12 protein-coding genes and 1 pseudogene are annotated in these 19,731 nt (G+C 42.2%); 2 read left to right on the plus strand and 11 right to left on the minus strand.

The features are described from left to right. Window positions 1-18: 18 nt before the first annotated feature. Together FD716_RS16625 and FD716_RS16630 are read left to right on the plus strand one after the other, a co-directional pair. The gene (locus FD716_RS16625; RefSeq protein ID WP_139853344.1) at window positions 19-993 is read left to right on the plus strand and encodes a magnesium transporter CorA family protein; all 975 of its coding nucleotides are present in this window, start codon (window positions 19-21) and stop codon (window positions 991-993) included. Between the two features lie 381 nt (window positions 994-1,374). Next, complete coding sequence (locus FD716_RS16630) at window positions 1,375-2,079, plus strand: DsbA family oxidoreductase (protein ID WP_139853345.1); 705 nt, start codon at window positions 1,375-1,377, stop codon at window positions 2,077-2,079. Window positions 2,080-2,225: 146 nt separating this feature from the next. Here FD716_RS16630 and htpG read toward each other — a convergent pair whose 3' ends face one another. The 11 genes and pseudogenes from htpG to rplA form a co-directional block, all read right to left on the minus strand. Beyond that, complete coding sequence (gene htpG / locus FD716_RS16635) at window positions 2,226-4,145, minus strand: molecular chaperone HtpG (RefSeq protein WP_139853346.1); 1,920 nt, start codon at window positions 4,143-4,145, stop codon at window positions 2,226-2,228. 217 nt (window positions 4,146-4,362) lie between these two features. Further along, complete coding sequence (locus FD716_RS16640; RefSeq protein ID WP_139853347.1) at window positions 4,363-4,947, minus strand: OmpW/AlkL family protein; 585 nt, start codon at window positions 4,945-4,947, stop codon at window positions 4,363-4,365. Window positions 4,948-5,307: 360 nt separating this feature from the next. Then, window positions 5,308-6,678: a Na+/H+ antiporter family protein gene (locus FD716_RS16645; protein ID WP_139853348.1), complete on the minus strand. Its 1,371-nt coding sequence runs from the start codon at window positions 6,676-6,678 to the stop codon at window positions 5,308-5,310. Window positions 6,679-6,972: 294 nt separating this feature from the next. Further along, a complete protein-coding gene (locus tag FD716_RS16650) occupies window positions 6,973-7,332 on the minus strand; it encodes a DNA transfer protein p32 (RefSeq protein WP_139853349.1) in 360 nt (119 codons plus the stop codon). A 197-nt stretch (window positions 7,333-7,529) separates the two neighbouring features. Next, the gene (locus tag FD716_RS16655) at window positions 7,530-8,066 is read right to left on the minus strand and encodes a hypothetical protein (RefSeq protein ID WP_139853350.1); all 537 of its coding nucleotides are present in this window, start codon (window positions 8,064-8,066) and stop codon (window positions 7,530-7,532) included. Between the two features lie 182 nt (window positions 8,067-8,248). After that, entirely contained in the window at window positions 8,249-8,947 is a 699-nt protein-coding gene (locus FD716_RS16660) for a hypothetical protein (protein WP_139853351.1), read from the minus strand. A gap of 103 nt (window positions 8,948-9,050) precedes the next feature. Continuing rightward, window positions 9,051-13,244, minus strand: coding sequence for a DNA-directed RNA polymerase subunit beta' (gene rpoC / locus FD716_RS16665; protein WP_139853352.1), 4,194 nt, complete (start codon window positions 13,242-13,244; stop codon window positions 9,051-9,053). 111 nt (window positions 13,245-13,355) lie between these two features. Continuing rightward, window positions 13,356-17,448: pseudogene (gene rpoB, locus FD716_RS16670) on the minus strand (DNA-directed RNA polymerase subunit beta). A gap of 307 nt (window positions 17,449-17,755) precedes the next feature. After that, window positions 17,756-18,124, minus strand: a complete 369-nt coding sequence (gene rplL / locus FD716_RS16675; RefSeq protein WP_139853353.1) for a 50S ribosomal protein L7/L12 — start codon at window positions 18,122-18,124, stop codon at window positions 17,756-17,758. Between the two features lie 48 nt (window positions 18,125-18,172). After that, entirely contained in the window at window positions 18,173-18,679 is a 507-nt protein-coding gene (gene rplJ / locus FD716_RS16680) for a 50S ribosomal protein L10 (protein ID WP_139853354.1), read from the minus strand. A 355-nt stretch (window positions 18,680-19,034) separates the two neighbouring features. After that, window positions 19,035-19,730 carry a 50S ribosomal protein L1 gene (gene rplA, locus FD716_RS16685; protein WP_139853355.1) on the minus strand — a complete coding sequence of 232 codons (696 nt, stop codon included), beginning with the start codon at window positions 19,728-19,730 and terminating at the stop codon, window positions 19,035-19,037. Window position 19,731: the final 1 nt, after the last annotated feature.

The following is a 19,731-nucleotide window of genomic DNA, read 5'->3' on the forward strand; positions in this document are numbered from 1 at the left end:
AGCATTTATAGAGTACAGATGATGATTCATATTTATCGCAACACCCCAAACCAACATAATTCAGGCAATAATCCAGCACATAATCATTGCAATGTGTCCGCAAATGCGTTGGCTTGGCTAGAAAGTGCGGATGCAACCACGGAAAATATCGAAAAGTTAGCCCATGATTTCAATCTTCCGGCTGATTTCCTCACCGATGCCTTAGACCTCGATGAGCGTCCGCGATTTGAGCAACAAGGAGATCGCACCCTGATAATGATTCATGTGCCCTATGATCAAGTCGATGTGCAACATCATTATGATGCGGTTAAATATCGCACCATCCCTTTGGCCATGATTATTAGCCCAGAATATTTCATCACTGTCTGCAAAGAAGAAACCGCTTTTCAGCCCAACTTCTTTAAGCATCTCAATGCGACAGCAGCACAATCTAGCCAAGCACAAGCGGCCTTAAACGTGTTGGCCAAAACTGCTGAAGACTATAGTAAGTTTGTGCAGCATATTGAACGTTCGATTAGCAATGCAGAAGATGAGTTATCGCGCTCTTATCGCAACCAAGAACTCTATGCCCTGTTGTATTTAAATGAAAGTTTGCTTTATGTGACCACGTCTTTAAAACAATTGCTACAAGTCGTGCGAAAAGCAGATTTGAAAATGGCGGTAATACATCAGCAAGAGGATCAGGCCCTCTATGCACATAGCTTAATTGAGCTCGAACAAGTCGCTGCTGTTGCAGAAATTAATCAACTCAACTTAAACAATGTGATGGATGCTTATGGCAATGTGATCCAAAACAACGTCAGTCATGTGGTGAAATTACTGACCGCAGTCACCATTGTCTTGTCTATTCCAACGCTGATCGCCAGTGTCTATGGCATGAACGTGCCACTGCCTTTTCAAGAAGCCGACCATGCCTTTAGTGTCATTGTTGTGGCGATGGTGGTGTCTAGTGCCTTAGTGGCCTATTACTTCCATAAGAAGCAGTATTTTTAAGTTCAAGGTTTTTAAGCTCCGTGTTTTAAGCTCAATGTTTTAAGTACAGCGCTCAGCTCAGTAATCTCGGTGACTATAATTTAAAAGTCACCGACTGAATCTGCACATTGAAATCGAACCGCAAAGTCTCGCAACTTTAAAATAGTTCCATGCCGTTTTAGCCCTGAATGAATATCCTAGCGGCGACGTGATGCTTAAATTGCAACTTTGCAGCTTGGCTCAAGCAAACTGAGTTGTAGCCCATCACCGGCCATCGCGCCACGATCACAATCCCCTCACAATCAATACGCTGCTCAAAAGGCGATTGCAGCAACAATCGCCTTTAAAAGCAATAAAGCTCCCCCATCAATAATCACAACAATACTTCTCAGAGATTTTCTCATGCGCGTAGATATTTGGTCAGATGTGGTGTGCCCATTTTGTTATATTGGCAAAAAACGCTTAGAACATGTGGCCGCTGAGGCAGGTGTTGAACTGGATATTCATTGGCATAGCTTTGAATTAGACCCCAATGCACCCGCCAAACATGAAAGTTCCAACACCGAGCGTTTGGCGAAAAAATATGGTCAAAGCATTGAACAAACTCAAGTGATGGAACGCAATGTAGCGCAAGCTGCGGCCAGTGAAGGCATTGTTTTTAACTGGCAACAGGCCAATTCGGGCAATACCTTTAATGCACATCGCATGATTCACCTCGCACAAAGCAAAGGCCTTGGCAATGCCATGAAAGAGGCCTTATGCCGAGCCTATATGACCGAAGGTCAAAATATTGGTGAGGTTGAAGTCGTTGCTAAAATTGCAGTCGCAGTTGGTTTAGATGCCACCGAAGTTCAAGCCGTGTTAGCAGGTGATGCCTTTGCTACCGAAGTCCGTCAAGATGAAAAAATTGCACGGGAACAACTCAATGTCACTGGTGTGCCATTCTTTGTTTTTGATCAACGCTTGGCCGTTGCTGGTGCTCAGCCGCGTGAAGTATTTTTACAAGCCTTACAACAAGTTCAAAGCGAAGCCGCAACAGCTCAACTAGATACCGATCCAGCCGCAGTTTGTAATGATGATGGCTGTGCAGTCCCGACAGCAAAATAGATCGATTCCCAGACAAAACCGAGCGCAATAAAAAAGCTGATCAAATTTGATCAGCTTTTTTGGATTTTAATCATGCAATTTAAATAGATCGAACACGCGCCCCGAGATCAGCCTTTGTACAACCGACTGATCTGGGGACTGGTCACTTATTTCAATAACAAGCTATTAATACGTTTGATGTATTCCGCTGGATCTGCAGGCAAACCACCTTCGGCAATCACCGCCTGATCAAATATCACATTGGCCAAGTCATCAAACTGTGCCGAGCCCTCAAGTTTTTGTACCAAAGGATGCGCAGGATTAATTTCTAAAATCGGTTTGATTTCTGGCACTTCTTGACCAGCTTGTTTCAGCATACGAATCAATTGCGGAGACAATTCGCCTTCACTGGTCACCAAACATGCAGGTGAATCAACCAAACGAGTGGTTACACGCACTTCTTTGGTTTTGGCTTTGAGTGCATCAGATAGCTGATCAACCACAGGTTTAAACTGCTCAGCAGCCGCTTCTAGGGCCTTCTTCTCTTCAGCGTCCTGTAAGTCACCAAGATCAACCGCACCTTTAGAAACGTTCTGTAGTGGCGTACCGTCGAAGTCTTGTACAAAGTTCATCGCCCACTCATCAACACGATCAGCCATGAGCAAGACTTCAATGCCTTTTTTCTTGAACAGTTCAAGTTGCGGTGAATTTTTCGCAGCCAATAAACTATCTGCAGTCACATAATAAATTGCCTTTTGGCCTTCTTTCATGCGTGCTTTGTAGTCTGCCAAAGAGGTTGATACATCATCATTGGTCGAGGTTGAATAACGCAACAATTTTAAGATACGTTCACGGTTACCTGTATCTTCACCCAAACCTTCTTTGATTACCGAACCAAACTCAGTGTAGAACTGTTTGAAATTCGCTTGATCTTTTTCATCTTCAGATTTAGCCAAGCCATCCAGCATGGTCAAAATACGACGCGTATTACCTTCACGAATGGTTTTCACATCGCGGCTTTCTTGCAACAATTCACGGCTGACGTTGAGCGGTAAATCAGCACTGTCCACGATGCCTTGTACAAAGCGTAAATAGTTTGGAATCAGATTATCGGCATCATCCATAATGAAAATACGTTTCACATACAGCTTGATGCCCGCTTTGGCTTCACGGGTAAAGATATCGCTTGCGGCTTTACTTGGCACATACAGCAATTGCGTATATTCAGTGCTGCCTTCCACACGGTTATGTGACCAAGTTAATGGTGCATCATAGTCATGGCTTAAATTCTTATAAAACTCGATGTACTGTTCTTCAGTAATCTCATTTTTATTGCGTGTCCACAGTGCACTGGCAGAGTTAATGGCTTCCCATTCATCTGTCTTGACCATTTGACCGCCTTTTGGCTCTTCACCTTCGGCAACTTCTTCTTCCTGCCATACTTCTTTTTGCATTTGAATGGGCAAGCTGATGTGATCTGAGTATTTATTAATAATTTGCTTAACTTTATAGCTTTCTAAATACTCAAGTGAATCATCACGCAAATGCAGAATAATATCGGTACCACGGCTAGCTTTGTTGATTTGGGTGACTTCAAAATCACCTGAACCACCACTGACCCAACGCACACCACCACTGACTGCAGCGCCCGCATGACGCGATTCTACGGTAATTTTTTCAGCAACAATAAAGCCCGAATAAAAACCAACACCAAACTGACCAATCAATTGTGCATCTGATTTTTGATCGCCACTGAGTTTAGACATAAAGTCTTTGGTGCCCGATTTTGCAATGGTCCCCAAGTTATCAATGGCTTCTTGCTCAGTTAGGCCAATACCGTTGTCTGAAATGGTAATGGTTTTGGCATCTTTATCGAGGCTGACACGCACATGTAAATCAGGATCATTTTCATAATAATCAGGATGATTAATGCCTTCGAAACGTAATTTGTCGCATGCATCTGACGCATTCGAAATCAATTCACGTAAGAAAATCTCAGGATTAGAATAAAGAGAATGGGTCACCAAATGTAAAAGCTGGGCAACTTCTGCTTGGAAACTATGTTTTTGTGCGCTTTGTTCGCTCATAAGTAACTCCGTAAATTCACATTACATTTTTTCTTGAATGCTATATGAATTGGAGTCCTCTCTGCCTTTTTCAAGGTGATACGCTTATTTATTTCATTTCCTTCAAATCAGACACGCATAAAAAAAGCCCCAGATCTAAGATCTGAGGCTTGAATGCGCTGATTTTTCATCTTGTTCTTTTTTTTATTCTGTTACAGTTCTGTTTGCACAGAGCGTATTAGAATCTATAGCTATAACCAAGGGTATAAACCATTGGCTTAATATCTAGATCAAACTTAGTACCATCAACTAAACGAACTTCTGGGCTTAAGTCTGCATAACGTGCATCAAAGAATACACCCCAGTTTTTCGCATCAGCAGGCTGATAGTTAAAACCGATTTGACCAGCAAAGCCATAATCATTTTTTACTTTATCTGCAATACCTGATTCATCCCAAGCGATTAATGCAGTACCACCAACACCGATATATGGGGTAAAACGAGTCGAGTTTTTAAAGTTATATTTTGCAGTAATCGTTGGTGGTAAGTGCTTAACTTTTGCAGCTTTTTCACCATTTACTAAAACACCTTGATTAAACGGTGCTGCAAGTAAAAGCTCTGCAGAAAATGGCGTATCACCAAAGAAATATTCTACTGACGGCGTAAAGTTATATTCATGATCTGCTTTCACAGTAACACCTGGTGCAATTGTTGTATCACTTGTCGGTGCTAATACGCTCGCGCCCATTTTTACTTGCCATGGACCAGCCATTGCTGAAGCAGAAACTCCTAATAATGCAATGAGTGCAATTTGCTTGAACATCTCAATAAACTCCAAAATAGAAAAACATTAAAACTCAAATAATGGTTTATATTAACCACTCTATTTAATCTAACGCAACATATATTATATCTACATATTATGATTTATTTATAAACTATTGATATAATGTGAAATTTATTTTTAATCAGACTAAATAGGTTGGTTTATAAAACCAACCTATTTAATCGAGATTTCTGATTAAAGGTTAAGCGGAATAATACTTGTTTATAATTAATATCTAGCTTATTCCGCAAATTTTATATTAACAATATAACTTATTTATTTTACACATTAATTTCTTTAAATATTTTAATCAAAAGAAATCTTAATAAATAAGTATGTTATTGAATAGAATAATGGTTAAAGCACCATTGCTGCAATCCAACCAAAAATTAGAAGCGGAATATTAAAATGGATAAAGGTTGGAATTACACTATCCTTCATATGGTCATGTTGACCATCCATATTTAAGCCAGAGGTTGGTCCAAGCGTTGAATCTGAAGCAGGAGATCCGGCATCACCTAATGCTGCTGCTGTACCAATAATTGCAATGGTTGCGGCTGGACTAAAACCAAATTGGATGCACAGGGGGACATAAATAATGGCCAAAATAGGCACAGTCGAAAAAGAAGAACCGATCCCAAGTGTAATAATCAGACCAATCAGTAGCATAAAAAATGCAGCCAGACCTTTACTGTTGCCAATCCACTCAACCGAAACTTGTACCAAGGTCGGCACTTGATTGGTTGCATCAATCACGGAGGCAAAACCTTGTGCTGCAATCATAATAAAGCCAACCAAGGCCATCATGCGCATACCCGAGATAATCACATCATCGGCTTCGCGCCATTTAAAAATTCCTGCACAACTCAGTACAGCAACCCCGACTAATCCGGCTAAAATCATCGAGTCTGAATAGAGTTGAACCGCCAAAGTCGCCAAGACTGCAAATGCCGCCATAAACAAAGTGAAAGTGGCGATTTTAGGGGCTTGGTTATCTTCAATATCAATGGTATTCCCAGAAATATTATGTGACGTTCCTTCAAGTTTAATATTTTGGTAATAACGTGGTTTACGATAGCTAAAAAATATCGCAACCAGCAAACCAACAAACATGCCTGAAACAGGAATCAGCATGGCACGTGGAATTTGATCCTCTTGAATACTAAAACCATAGGCCTGACCAAAGGTATTAATATTATGTGCCAAAATATCATTTAAAAAGATCGCACCAAAACCAACGGGGATCAGCATATACGTGCCAACTAAACCAAAAGTCAGTAGGCACGTAATTAAACGTCGATCTAAATGTAAATGATTAAACACGCTGAGTAAGGGTGGAATCAGCACAGGAATAAATGCAATATGCACAGGAATTAAATTTTGCGAACAGATCGCTGCAAATAAAATCGTAAAATAAATTAAATACTTTACGGTATTTTTAGACTTTGCATTGGCATCAGCTTTGAGCGCTCTAATCAGCTTATATGCCAGTAAATCCGGTAAACCAGAACGCGCCAAAGCCAGTGCAAAAGCACCCAACACTCCATAAGCTAAAGCGATTTTAGCACCACCACCCAAGCCTTGATTAAAGGCATCCAACGTTCCATGTAAGCCAAGTCCAGCCAGCAATCCTCCGACTACAGCGCCTGTGATAAGTGCAAAAACCACAGGAACACGAGCTAAAGATAATCCGAACATGACCACGATAGCAGCAATAATGGCAATCATAGTGAATACTTTATGACAAAAAAATAGCATTCTAGCAGAGTTTAATTATTTAAATTACGCCTGTTATCAAGTAAATGTGAAGTTGTAAATTAAGTTTTGGTCATGCTTTTTTGCCAATTTAACAATAAAGTCTGTTGTTTTTTTTATGCACATTTATCTATCGATTATGCTGTGGCCAGCACATGCTTTATGCCATTTTTTTTGATCTTGCTCATATTTCATGAAATCAATCATTTTCGTTTCCATAAAAATAAGCGCATCAAGCGCTTATTTTGACTCAGTGGCTGAACAAGATTATTTCTTTTTCTCTTCAATCGCTGCACCAGCACCACCGCCAATCGCGCCACCAATTGCTGCACCCGCATCACCACCGATCACGCCTTTACCAATCACAGCGCCAATGCCCGCACCAATCGCACTACCCGCTGCATTGCTGTTTGAACCACCTTGTGCCTTACTTCCTACCGCAGCACCACCAGCACCGCCTGCTGCAGCACCAATACCACCACCAACACGGTTGCCCACAGCCCCACCGACAGCCCCACCGACTGCCGCTGTCCCAATACGCTTATCGCCTTCAGACATGTTTTGACAGCCAACAAACAACAATGTAGGCAGCACAAGACTTGATAATACAAGCAAAGATTTTTTCATAGCAAACGTCCTCTCAAATCATTCAACTTCAATTATGCACATTCAAACAAGCATTGAAACTCAGTTTCACTGATCACGTCTTAAAAGATGAGTAACTTCATCAGACGTTCAATATTTTCAATATTAAATCAATTTTTATAAAAATCGCAGGTCCTTCCTGCGATTTTATCTTGATCGATTTAAACTAGATAAAGCTTTTATTCAGCAGGGCGAACAATCGTAATATCTTTTGACGCTTTACCATCATTGCTCACCACAGCACGTGAGATTTTACCCTCAGCAGATGCAGCCGTTCCAATTTTCAAGTCTTTGCGTACCGGTTCTTGTCCCTCTTTAAACTCAACACCCACTGCATTAACTTCTTTGAGTTCACGAATGACTTGCCCATCTTGCGTTTCAGTCAAGCTTTGCTCAATTTTTGAGATCGGTACAATGACTGCTTTTTCATGAAGACTTGGGATTGCCAATTTTTCAGGTGCAAAATCAGCAGTTTCTTCTACTTGCTCGACATTTCGAGAGACAATATCTTGCCCTTTATTTTTCATTTCAAGGATAGTTGTTTCAGTCATACGGACTGGTTTCTGACCCTCAGCCGTTCTCACTACCTGAATTTTAGTGACGGGTACCACTGCTTTTTCATCTTGAATAATGACTTTAGGGAGAGGCTTTGCAAATGCTACAGTTGCCATTGATGCAAATAAAAGACCAGCTGCAAATTTAATATTTAAGTTCATATGATATTCCTATAATTGATTGGTTATATACAAAAGTTAAATGACAAAAATAAGCCTAAGAATAAAAGCGTAATAAGCTTTAGATTAAATACAAGATATAAGTTAAATCCTACTCTTTATAAAGTAAACGATTTAAACGGAATCACCTAATTTATCTGTAGAGGCTCTGTTGAAAGATGGCACTATTGGCGTTTTCTGCGCTTGATTTGATTTAAGCGTTTGTTGTTATTTTTAGTTAACTGACTCATGTCTAATGCTGCTGGATTCACAATATTATTTCCACGACCAAGACCACGCAGAATATTGAAAATATAAAGGCCAAATAGAAATAAGATGACCAAACTAAACACTGAGAATATGTAGAACATACTTTCCCAAATAATCACTCCCAGCTTATATTGATAACCCAATGCAAGTAATCCCCCACGCCTACCACGTACAAAAGAAATATCGACATCGAATAAATGCCAAAAACCGATCAGCGAGCTAAATAGAATAAGCAGCATGACATAGAGTTTAAGGAGAATCGGATGCTGCTTTAACCAACGTGTGTACTTTCCATTGACTATTTCTTCATCGATATATTGATAACATGCTTGTTGGAATTTTTTACCGACCCCATATTTTTTCAGTATGTTTATTAAGCTCCAAATGGTTATGATCATCACCCAAAAACCGAGATAAGCACTTACCACCACAGTAAAAAATGGCAGTGGTCCATTTAACCCCACAACAATGTGCAGCTGCTGTGTGATGATTAAAAATAGATATTCTTGCCAAGGCGCTCTCGGCACCGCAGGTAAAAACAACATCATAAATAAGGGATAGCTAAAGGCAGTCACTGCAATGATGCGAAAGGTTTTATTGTTTTTAGTTGGCATAGAGATATTCACTTATCATTATTATTTTTCGCATTTTAGCATGTATCCAAAACCCATAAAAAAAGACGCCCGAAGGCGTCTTTTTTGACTCAAACTTTTAAACTTAGAATTGTTCTTCGTTTAATGCTTGAGAGAATGCTTGGTCTACATCAGAGAAGTCATTGGCAAGCTCAAATTCAGCTGCTTCTGCTTCTTGACGACGACGCTCTAGGTGATAAGCCAAACCAGTACCGGCTGGGATTAGACGACCTACAACAACGTTTTCTTTCAGACCACGTAATTCATCTTCTTTACCTGTCACTGCTGCTTCAGTTAACACGCGAGTCGTTTCTTGGAACGATGCCGCAGAGATAAATGAGTCAGTTGAAAGTGACGCTTTGGTAATACCCATCAACAAACGCTCATATTTAGCAGCAAATTTGTTTTGTGCATTCACTGCTTGGTTCTCTTGAACCACGCGAATGTAATCCACTTGCTCGCCTTTGATGAAGCTGGTGTCACCACCGTCAACGATGTCTACTTTACGCAACATCTGACGTACAATCACTTCGATATGTTTATCGTTGATTTTTACGCCTTGTAAGCGGTAAACGTCTTGAACTTCATTTACGATGTAGTTGGTTAATGCAACTTCACCTTTCAAGCGTAAGATGTCATGTGGGTTCTGTGGACCGTCAGAAACAGTCTCACCACGGTTCACATGCTCACCCTCAAACACGTTGATGGTACGCCATTTTGGAATCAGTTCTTCGTAGATTTCAGAACCATCATCCGGTGTAATCACCAAACGATTCTTACCTTTGGTCTCTTTACCGAAGCTCACAACACCTGAGATTTCTGCAAGAATTGCATGCTCTTTCGGTTTACGTGCTTCAAATAAATCCGCTACGCGTGGTAGACCACCGGTAATATCACGTGTACGTGAAGTTTCTTGTGGTACACGACCGATTACGTCACCCACCCCAATGGTTTCGCCATCACGTACAGTTACAATGGTGTTCTGTGGTAAGAAGTAGAACTGCTCACCGCCATCAGCCATGTCTAATACAATTGCTGGACGTAAATCTTTACCAGATACTGGACGCGCTGTAACAGGAAGGATTTCAACTGTGGTCATACCGGTTGCATCATCAGTTTTCGATGTTGCAGTAACACCATCCGCGATTTGGCTGAAGCGTGCTTTACCAGCAACCTCAGTTACCAATGGATGTGTATGCGGATCCCAAGTTGCAACAATACCGCCACCCTCAACAAGATCGCCATCTTTCAGCAAAATTGAAGCACCGTATGGCAATTTATAACGCTCGCGCTCACGACCTAGATCATCGGCAATACCAATTTCACCAGAACGAGAAACAGAAACCAAGTGGCCTTTGTTGTGCTCAACAGTTTTCACGTTATGGAAACGGATGGTACCTTTGTTACGTACTTGAACACTGTTTGCAGCAGATGTTCGGCTCGCAGCACCACCAACGTGGAACGTACGCATGGTTAACTGTGTACCTGGCTCACCAATCGATTGAGCTGCCATTACACCAACAGACTCACCTGGGTTCACAAGGTGACCACGGGCCAAGTCACGGCCATAACAGCGCGCACATACACCGAAGGTTGAACGACAGTTTACAACTGAACGAACTTTAACTTCATCGACACCAGCGTCTTCTAGATAATTGGCGATTTTCTCGTCAATTAATGTGCCGCGTGGCAATACAATTTCATCATCCGCAGCACGACGTACGTCTTCAGCAGTTACACGACCCAATACGCGGTCACGTAATGCTTCGATTACATCGCCACCTTGAATGAACGGTGTCATTACTAGGCCTTCTTCTGTACCACAATCTGGTTCAGTGATGACCAAGTCTTGCGCAACGTCAACCAAACGACGTGTCAAATAACCCGAGTTCGCAGTTTTCAATGCAGTATCGGCCAAACCTTTACGTGCACCATGCGTTGAAATAAAGTACTGAAGTACGGTCAAACCTTCACGGAAGTTGGCTTTAATCGGGGTTTCAATAATCGAACCATCCGGTTTTGCCATCAAACCACGCATACCAGCAAGCTGACGAATCTGTGCGGCACTACCACGCGCTCCAGAATCCGACATCATATAGATACTGTTGAATGACTTTTGCTTCTCGTCTTCACCCTGTTTGTTTTTAACAGTGGTAAATGACAAGTTATCCATCATCGCTTTCGCAACTTGGTCATTGGTACGTGCCCAAATATCGACCACTTTGTTATAACGTTCGCCTGCAGTCACGAAGCCTTGCTCGAACTGTTGTTCAATTTCACGAACTTCAGTTTCTGCTTTGCCAATGATCGCATTTTTTTGCGGTGGAATAACCATGTCTTCCATACCAACAGAAACACCTGAACGCGTCGCTTGACGGAAGCCCAAATACATCAATTGGTCAGCAAAGATAACCGTGTCTTTCAGACCCAGTTTACGGTAGCAAGAGTTAATCAATTTAGAGATGTTCTTTTTAGTCATCTCAACGTTGATTTGTTGGAAATCCATGCCTTCTGGCACAACTTCCCAAAGTAAACAACGACCAGGTGTTGTTTCAACGATAATCGTTTGATGTTCACGGTTACCATTTTCATCAATCACAGTTTGATGTACACGGGCTTTAACGCGCGCATGTAAATCAACTTGACCCGTTGCCAATGCACGGTTTACTTCGTGTGTATCAGCAAAGACCATGCCTTCGCCTTTGGCATTAATTGCATCACGTGTGATGTAATAAAGGCCCAAGACCACGTCCTGTGAAGGTACGATAATTGGCTCACCATTCGCAGGCGACAAAATGTTGTTGGTCGACATCATTAACGCACGAGCTTCTAACTGAGCTTCGAGTGTTAATGGTACGTGTACTGCCATTTGGTCACCGTCAAAGTCGGCGTTAAATGCGGCACATACCAATGGATGCAGACGAATTGCTTTACCTTCAATCAGAATAGGTTCAAATGCTTGAAGACCTAAACGGTGAAGTGTTGGCGCACGGTTTAACATCACTGGATGTTGACGAATAACCGATGCCAATACGTCCCAAACTTCTGGGGTTTCGCGCTCAACCATTTTCTTCGCAGCTTTAATGGTGGTTGCTTGACCTGAAGCTTGTAGTTTCGCAAAAATAAATGGTTTGAATAATTCAAGCGCCATTTTTTTCGGAAGACCACATTGATGTAGACGTAAGTTTGGACCAACGGTAATTACCGAACGACCAGAATAGTCAACACGTTTACCCAACAAGTTCTGACGGAAACGACCTTGCTTACCTTTGATCATATCGGCCAAAGATTTAAGCGGACGTTTGTTCGAACCAGTAATTGCACGACCGCGACGACCATTGTCTAACAAGGCATCGACTGATTCTTGCAACATACGTTTTTCGTTACGTACGATGATGTCAGGCGCAGAAAGGTCAAGAAGACGTTTCAAACGGTTGTTACGGTTGATCACACGACGATATAAATCGTTCAAGTCAGACGTTGCAAAACGTCCACCTTCGAGTGGAACCAACGGACGAAGATCAGGTGGAAGTACTGGAAGTACGTTCATCACCATCCATTCTGGCTTGTTATTTGAATCTTTGAATGCTTCCATCAATTTCAAACGCTTAGACGCTTTTTTAAGCTTCGTCTCAGAGGTTGTTTGTGGAATTTCTTCACGTAAACGTGAAATTTCAGCATCAAGATCGATGTCTTTCAACAAGTCTTGAACTGCTTCAGCACCCATTTTCGCTGAGAATTCATCGCCATGCTCTTCAAGCGCAGTGAAGTATTCTTCATCGTTTAATAACTGGTTTTTCTCAAGTGCCGTCATACCTGGATCGGTAACGACATATGATTCGAAATACAAAACGCGTTCGATATCACGTAGTGTCATATCGAGCAATAAACCAATGCGGCTCGGCAATGATTTCAAGAACCAAATATGAGCAACCGGTGATGCAAGATCAATATGACCCATACGCTCACGACGAACTTTTGCAGTCGTTACTTCAACGCCACATTTTTCGCAGATCACGCCTTTGTACTTCATACGCTTGTATTTACCACACAAGCATTCGTAATCTTTTACTGGACCAAAAATTTTGGCACAGAATAAACCATCACGTTCTGGTTTGAACGTACGATAGTTAATGGTTTCAGGTTTTTTTACTTCACCATGAGACCATGACTTAATCATTTCTGGTGACGCAAGACCAATACGGATACGGTCAAATTCAACTGGTGCATAACCCTCTGAATCCGTCTTTTTGCGCATGATATCGAGCAAGTCTTTCAATTTTTTTCTCCGTGTGTCGAGAAGCTCTCACTCCCCGACTGGGTCACAAATATTGTTTTATCCTGAAAAAACCTTTCCTCCCCCTTTTACACAGGGGGAGTATAAGGGGGATTATGAATCACCATTTTTCAGTTCAATGTTGATACCTAAAGAACGGATCTCTTTGGTCAATACGTTGAACGATTCAGGCATGCCCGGATCCATATAATGGTTCCCGTCTACAATATTCTTATAGATACGTGTACGGCCTTCAACGTCATCTGACTTCACAGTCAACATTTCCTGAAGCGTATACGCTGCACCATAGGCCTCAAGTGCCCAAACTTCCATCTCACCAAAACGCTGACCACCGAATTGAGCTTTACCACCCAATGGCTGTTGCGTTACTAATGAATACGAACCAGTAGAACGCGCATGCATTTTGTCATCGACCAAGTGGTTCAATTTCAGCATGTACATATAACCAACCGTTACAGGGCGGTCAAAGCGCTCACCAGTACGTCCATCATAAAGTACGGTCTGACCTGAACGTGGCAATTCTGCCAATTCAAGTAATTCTTTAATTTGACTCTCTTCAGCACCATCAAATACAGGCGTTGCTAAAGGTACACCGGCACACAAGTTGCCTGCGAGTTTAAATACTTCTTCATCCGTTAGGCTGTCGAGATCTTCTTGCTCACCACCAACTTTGTTGTAAATTTTGTCTAAAAATTCACGTAGCTCGATCACGCTGCGTTGTTGTTGCAACATCAGATCGATTTTTTCGCCTAAACCTTTGGCAGCCAAACCGAGATGCGTCTCAAGAATCTGACCCACGTTCATACGTGAAGGTACACCCAGTGGGTTCAACACGATATCAACCGGTACACCGTGAATATCATGTGGCATGTCTTCTACAGGCAAGATGTTGGATACAACACCCTTGTTCCCGTGACGACCCGCCATTTTATCACCTGGTTGGATACGACGTTTAACCGCTAAGTAAACTTTAACAACTTTGAGTACACCTGTTGTCAATTCATCACCAGCCGACAATTTGCGTTTTTTCTCTGCAAATTTCTCATCAATTTCCATGCTCTTTTCTTTTAAGAACACTTGAATTTGAGAAAGTCGTTCAGCAATACCTTCGTCGTTTGGTTGGATTTCGAGTAAATCGACCAACTCCATACCTGACAACAATTCTTCAGTTAACTTATCGCCACGACGGGTTTGACCACCACCGTTCGACTGTTGATCTCTCAACAAACGCACAATACGTTCACGTGCCGCTTCTTCAAAGATTTTGTATTCTTCTTTCAAATCTTTGCGGTATGAATCAAGTTGAGCTTTCTCAATTGCTTGAGCACGGTCATCTTTCTCAATACCATCACGGGTAAAGACTTGTACGTCAATAACGGTCCCTTTGGTGCCAGACGGAACGCGTAAAGATGAATCTTTAACGTCAGCCGCTTTTTCACCAAAGATTGCTCGTAGTAATTTTTCTTCCGGCGTTAATTGGGTTTCACCTTTAGGGGTGACTTTACCTACCAGAATGTCGCCTGCAGTCACTTCAGCACCGATATAAACAATACCGGATTCGTCTAGTTTAGACAGTGCAGCTTCACCAACGTTTGGAATATCAGCCGTGATTTCTTCAGCACCCAATTTAGTATCACGTGCGACACATGATAATTCTTGAATGTGAATTGAAGTCAAACGGTCTTCTTTAACCACACGCTCAGACAGTAAGATCGAGTCCTCATAGTTATAACCATTCCACGTCATGAACGCGACGCGCATGTTTTGCCCAAGTGCCAACTCACCGCCATCGGTAGAAGGACCATCAGCCAAGACATCACCACGGCCAACTTTATCACCCAAATTCACCAAGACTTTTTGGTTAATACAGGTGTTTTGGTTCGAACGGGTGTATTTGATCAGGTTATAAATATCTACGCCTGCTTCACCTGCGATCATTTCGTCTTCATTCACACGAATAACCACACGTGATGCATCAACAAACTCAATGCGGCCACCACGGTCTGCGATCACGCAAACACCAGAGTCACGCGCAACGTTGGCTTCCATACCAGTACCAACCAACGGTTTGTCGGCAAGTAAAGTAGGCACCGCTTGACGTTGCATGTTTGATCCCATCAAGGCACGGTTGGCGTCATCGTGCTCAAGGAATGGAATAAGTGATGCAGATACTGAAACCACTTGTTGTGCAGAAACGTCCATATGCGTCACTTTTTCAGGTGGCATACGTACGAAATCACCTTGGTGACGAACAGAAACAAACTCTTCGCTCAAGTTGTTATCTGCATCAAGCGTGGAGTCGGCCTGTGCAATGACAGTACCCACTTCTTCAATCGCAGAAAGGTATTCAACATCGTCAGTCACACGACCATCGATTACTTTACGGTAAGGAGTTTCTAAGAAACCAAAACCGTTGGTTTTTGCATAAACTGAAAGCGTGTTGATCAAACCAATGTTTGGACCCTCAGGCGTTTCAATTGGACACACACGACCATAATGCGTTTGATGTACGTCACGTACTTCAAAGCCAGCACGTTCACGGGTCAAACCACCGGGCCCGAGTGCAGAAACACGACGTTTATGCGTAATCTCAGATAGCGGGTTGTTCTGATCCATAAATTGAGACAATTGGTGAGAACCAAAGAACTCTTTAATGGCAGCAGCAACTGGTTTCGCGTTGATTAAATCTTGTGGTGAAAGATTATCGGTTTCAGCTTGGCTTAAACGCTCTTTTACAGCACGTTCAACACGTACAAGACCAACACGGAATTGGTTTTCTGTCATTTCACCAACAGAACGTACGCGACGGTTACCCAAGTGATCGATATCGTCGACTTCGCCTTTACCGTTACGGATTTCAACTAACGTTTTAACCACATCAACGATGTCTTCGTTCGACAAAATACCTTCAATTTCACGCGACTTCTGATCGGTTCCAACTTCATAAGAACGACCTAGACGACGGTTGAACTTCATACGTCCAACCGGTGACAAGTCATAACGCTCAGAAGAGAAGAATAAGTTATTGAATAAATTATCTGCTGCTTCTTTGGTTGGTGGCTCGCCTGGGCGCATTACTTTATAAATTTCGACCAGAGCTTCTTCACGACCTTGCGTTAAGTCAGCACGTAGCGTATCTGCAATGAACGGACCACGATCGATATCGTTGGTGAATAGGATGTTAAATTCTTTAACACCACCTTCAGCCAATTTCACCATCACTTCATGACTCAGTACCGTATTGGCAGCGATCACATCGCCATCATGAAGTTTGATATCTTCTGCAGTAATACGCTCATAGAGGTATTCATCAGGTACAGAAAGCTTGGTCAAGCCAGCAGCTTCCATTTGACGTACATGACGTGCGTTAATACGTTTACCCTGCTCAACAATCACTTTACCGTCATTGTCAGTCAGGTCGAACTGCGCCATTTCGCCACGTAAGCGTTCAGGCACGAGGTCAATTTGATAGCTACCCATATCGAGATATACAGGCACTTTCTCATAGAACATGTTCAGGATTTGTTCATTGGTATAGTTCAATGCGCGCAATATAACCGTTGCAAGCAATTTACGACGACGGTCAATACGAACAAAGACTAAGTCTTTGGCATCGAATTCGAAGTCTAACCATGAACCACGGTAAGGAATAATACGTGCTGAATACAACACTTTACCGCTTGAATGCGTTTTACCTTTGTCGTGGTCAAAGAACACGCCAGGTGAACGGTGTAGCTGAGAAACGATAACACGCTCAGTACCATTCACAACGAAGGTACCGTTGTCTGTCATAAGTGGCATTTCACCCATGTAGACTTCTTGTTCACGTACATCTTTAATTGATTTAGTTTCGCGATCTTTAATGATCAAACGAATTTTCACGCGCATTGGTGCCGCATAAGTTGAGCCACGAAGAATACATTCGCGCACATCAAACTCAGGTTTGCCAAGGCTATACTCAACAAATTCTAAAGCTGCATTACCAGAATAGCTTTCTATTGGAAATACTGAACGAAATGCCGCTTGAAGCCCGATATCTTCGCGGTTTTTTGGCGTTTTACCGTCTTGCAAGAATGTTCTGTACGAGTCGACTTGAATCGAGAGCAAGTACGGAGCAACCATTACTTGGGGCAGTTTACCAAAATTCTTACGGATCCGTTTTTTTTTCGGTATATGAGTATGCCATCTGGAGTCCTCGGAAAGTAAAACCAAGTCCGCCTGCAGAACGGACTTAGAAGGATTTACGCAGGTCGATATGACCACCACCTTTTACAAATGCTGCAATTTTCAGTGGTATAAAACGCTTAGCAATATTTTTAAATCAGAAAAATATTGGTAAGCGTTTGATTTATAAGGTATATTTTTCAAAGTGACGAATTTACATTCGTGCAATCTAAAATCGAGCCGATTATTGTAACGCAAAAAGGCTGATGACCCAAGAGCCATCAGCCAATTTGTGGGGCCGATTTATAAAAAACCAACCCCTAATACACTTACTTAAGTGTAACTGTAGCACCAGCAGCTTCAAGTTTAGCTTTAAGCTCGTCGCCTTCTTCTTTAGTAACGCCTTCTTTAATTGCAGAAGGAGCGCTTTCAACAAGATCTTTAGCTTCTTTAAGACCAAGGCCAGTAGCTTCACGAACTGCTTTAATAACAGCAACTTTGTTAGCACCAAAGCTAGTCAATTCAACATTGAACTCAGTTTGTTCTTCAGCAGCAGCTGCAGTAGCAGGACCTGCAGCAACAGCAACAGCTGCAGCAGATACATTGAATTTCTCTTCAAAAGCAGAGATTAATTCAACAAGTTCAAGAACAGTTTTTTCAGCAACTGCGTTTAGGATTTCTTCGTTTGTTAAAGCCATGAGATAAACTCCAAATGGAAATTGAATGGTGTGTGTATAAATTTAAGCTTATGCAGCTTCTTGCTCGTCTTTTTCTTTGAGCGCCGTAAGTAGACGACCCAATTTCGAAATAGGAGCTTGAAGAACATTTGCAAGCATGGTAAGTGCTTTCTCTTGGTTCGGAAGGTTCGCGATAACGCTTACTTCAGCACCTTGATAAACCTTGCCATCAAAAGCAGCTGCTTTTAATTCAAATGCTTTATTAGTTTTAGCAAATTCTTCGAATAAGCGTGCCGCAGCACCCATATCGTCAGCAGAAGTTGATAAACCGATAATTGTTGGACCAGTCAAGACGTCGTTCAAGATATCAAATTGAGTACCTTCGAACGCACGCTTCGCCAAAGTGTTACGTACAACACGTAAGTAAACACCTGATTGACGAGCTTGAACGCGCAATTGAGTCAATTGAGTCACGTTCAAACCTTGATAGTCAGCAACAACAGCAGAGAGCGCCGTACCTGCAGCAGTGTTTACCGCTGCAACGATCTCTTTTTTGTCCTCTAAACGTAGAGCCACTGTAATACCTCCTAACGGTGATTTATGCATCTATAACAATAGATGCACTCCCAATTCGTAAGCCAAATCACTCCAATGAGTCATCTGACTTACACGCGGAGGAGGATAAACACACCACCGCGTCTACTCAGGCAATTAATTAAGAGCCCAGTGAAGATCACCACACTCGCCTGAGGTCTTTGACGCTGATAAATTTACATTTATCAATTCAAAGTCCGCCTCAAAATCCCCTCTCCTTTTAGGAGAGATTGGAAGAGGTAAATCCTCATTCCTATCAATTCCTGAAAAGGGAATTTTTTGGCCTTTAAAAATTCTGTCTAATATTTTTATCTAACAACAACTTACCTTAGGTAAATTAGTTAGAAACGTTACTTACATCAATAATAAGACCAGGACCCATCGTTGAGCTCAAAGTGATCTTTTTGATATAAATACCTTTAGAAGTCGCAGGTTTCGCTCTTTTAAGATCAGAAACAAGTGCTTCAAGGTTTTGACGAATCGCAGCAGCTTCAAAGCCTAGTTGGCCAATTGCAGCATGGATAATACCGCCTTTGTCTACACGGTAACGTGCTTGACCAGCTTTAGCGTTGCGAACAGCGCCAGCAACGTCAGGCGTTACAGTACCGACTTTAGGGTTTGGCATTAAACCACGTGGACCAAGAATCGTACCGAGCTTACCAACAACGCGCATTGCGTCTGGAGCTGCGATTACAACATCAAAGTTCAAGTTACCTGCTTGAATGCTTTCAGCAAGATCTTCAAAACCAACGATGTCAGCACCTTCAGCTTTAGCAGCTTCAGCAGCAGCACCTTGTGCGAATACCGCAACACGTACAGTTTTACCTGTACCTGCAGGAAGTGTTGTTGCACCACGTACAACTTGATCCGATTTACGCGGGTCAACACCTAGGTTTACTGAAACATCCAAAGATTCTTTGAATTTTGCAGCAGGCAGGCTGTTAAGAACAGCGACAGCTTCTTCCAAAGTGTAAACTTTTTGTGCTTCAACAGCAGTAGCGATCGCTTTTTGACGTTTAGTTAACTTAGCCATG

It is taken from the genome of Acinetobacter pullicarnis, from assembly GCF_006352475.1.
Lineage (GTDB): Bacteria > Pseudomonadota > Gammaproteobacteria > Pseudomonadales > Moraxellaceae > Acinetobacter > Acinetobacter pullicarnis.

Coding starts and splice junctions, on each gene's coding strand:
- FD716_RS16650 (WP_139853349.1), bottom strand. CDS start 7,332: ATGAAAAAATCTTTGCTTGTATTATCAAGTCTTGTGCTGCCTACATTG.
- FD716_RS16640 (WP_139853347.1), bottom strand. CDS start 4,947: ATGTTCAAGCAAATTGCACTCATTGCATTATTAGGAGTTTCTGCTTCA.
- rplA (WP_139853355.1), bottom strand. CDS start 19,730: ATGGCTAAGTTAACTAAACGTCAAAAAGCGATCGCTACTGCTGTTGAA.
- FD716_RS16625 (WP_139853344.1), top strand. CDS start 19: ATGATGATTCATATTTATCGCAACACCCCAAACCAACATAATTCAGGC.
- FD716_RS16655 (WP_139853350.1), bottom strand. CDS start 8,066: ATGAACTTAAATATTAAATTTGCAGCTGGTCTTTTATTTGCATCAATG.
- htpG (WP_139853346.1), bottom strand. CDS start 4,145: ATGAGCGAACAAAGCGCACAAAAACATAGTTTCCAAGCAGAAGTTGCC.
- rplL (WP_139853353.1), bottom strand. CDS start 18,124: ATGGCTTTAACAAACGAAGAAATCCTAAACGCAGTTGCTGAAAAAACT.
- FD716_RS16660 (WP_139853351.1), bottom strand. CDS start 8,947: ATGCCAACTAAAAACAATAAAACCTTTCGCATCATTGCAGTGACTGCC.
- FD716_RS16630 (WP_139853345.1), top strand. CDS start 1,375: ATGCGCGTAGATATTTGGTCAGATGTGGTGTGCCCATTTTGTTATATT.
- FD716_RS16645 (WP_139853348.1), bottom strand. CDS start 6,678: ATGATTGCCATTATTGCTGCTATCGTGGTCATGTTCGGATTATCTTTA.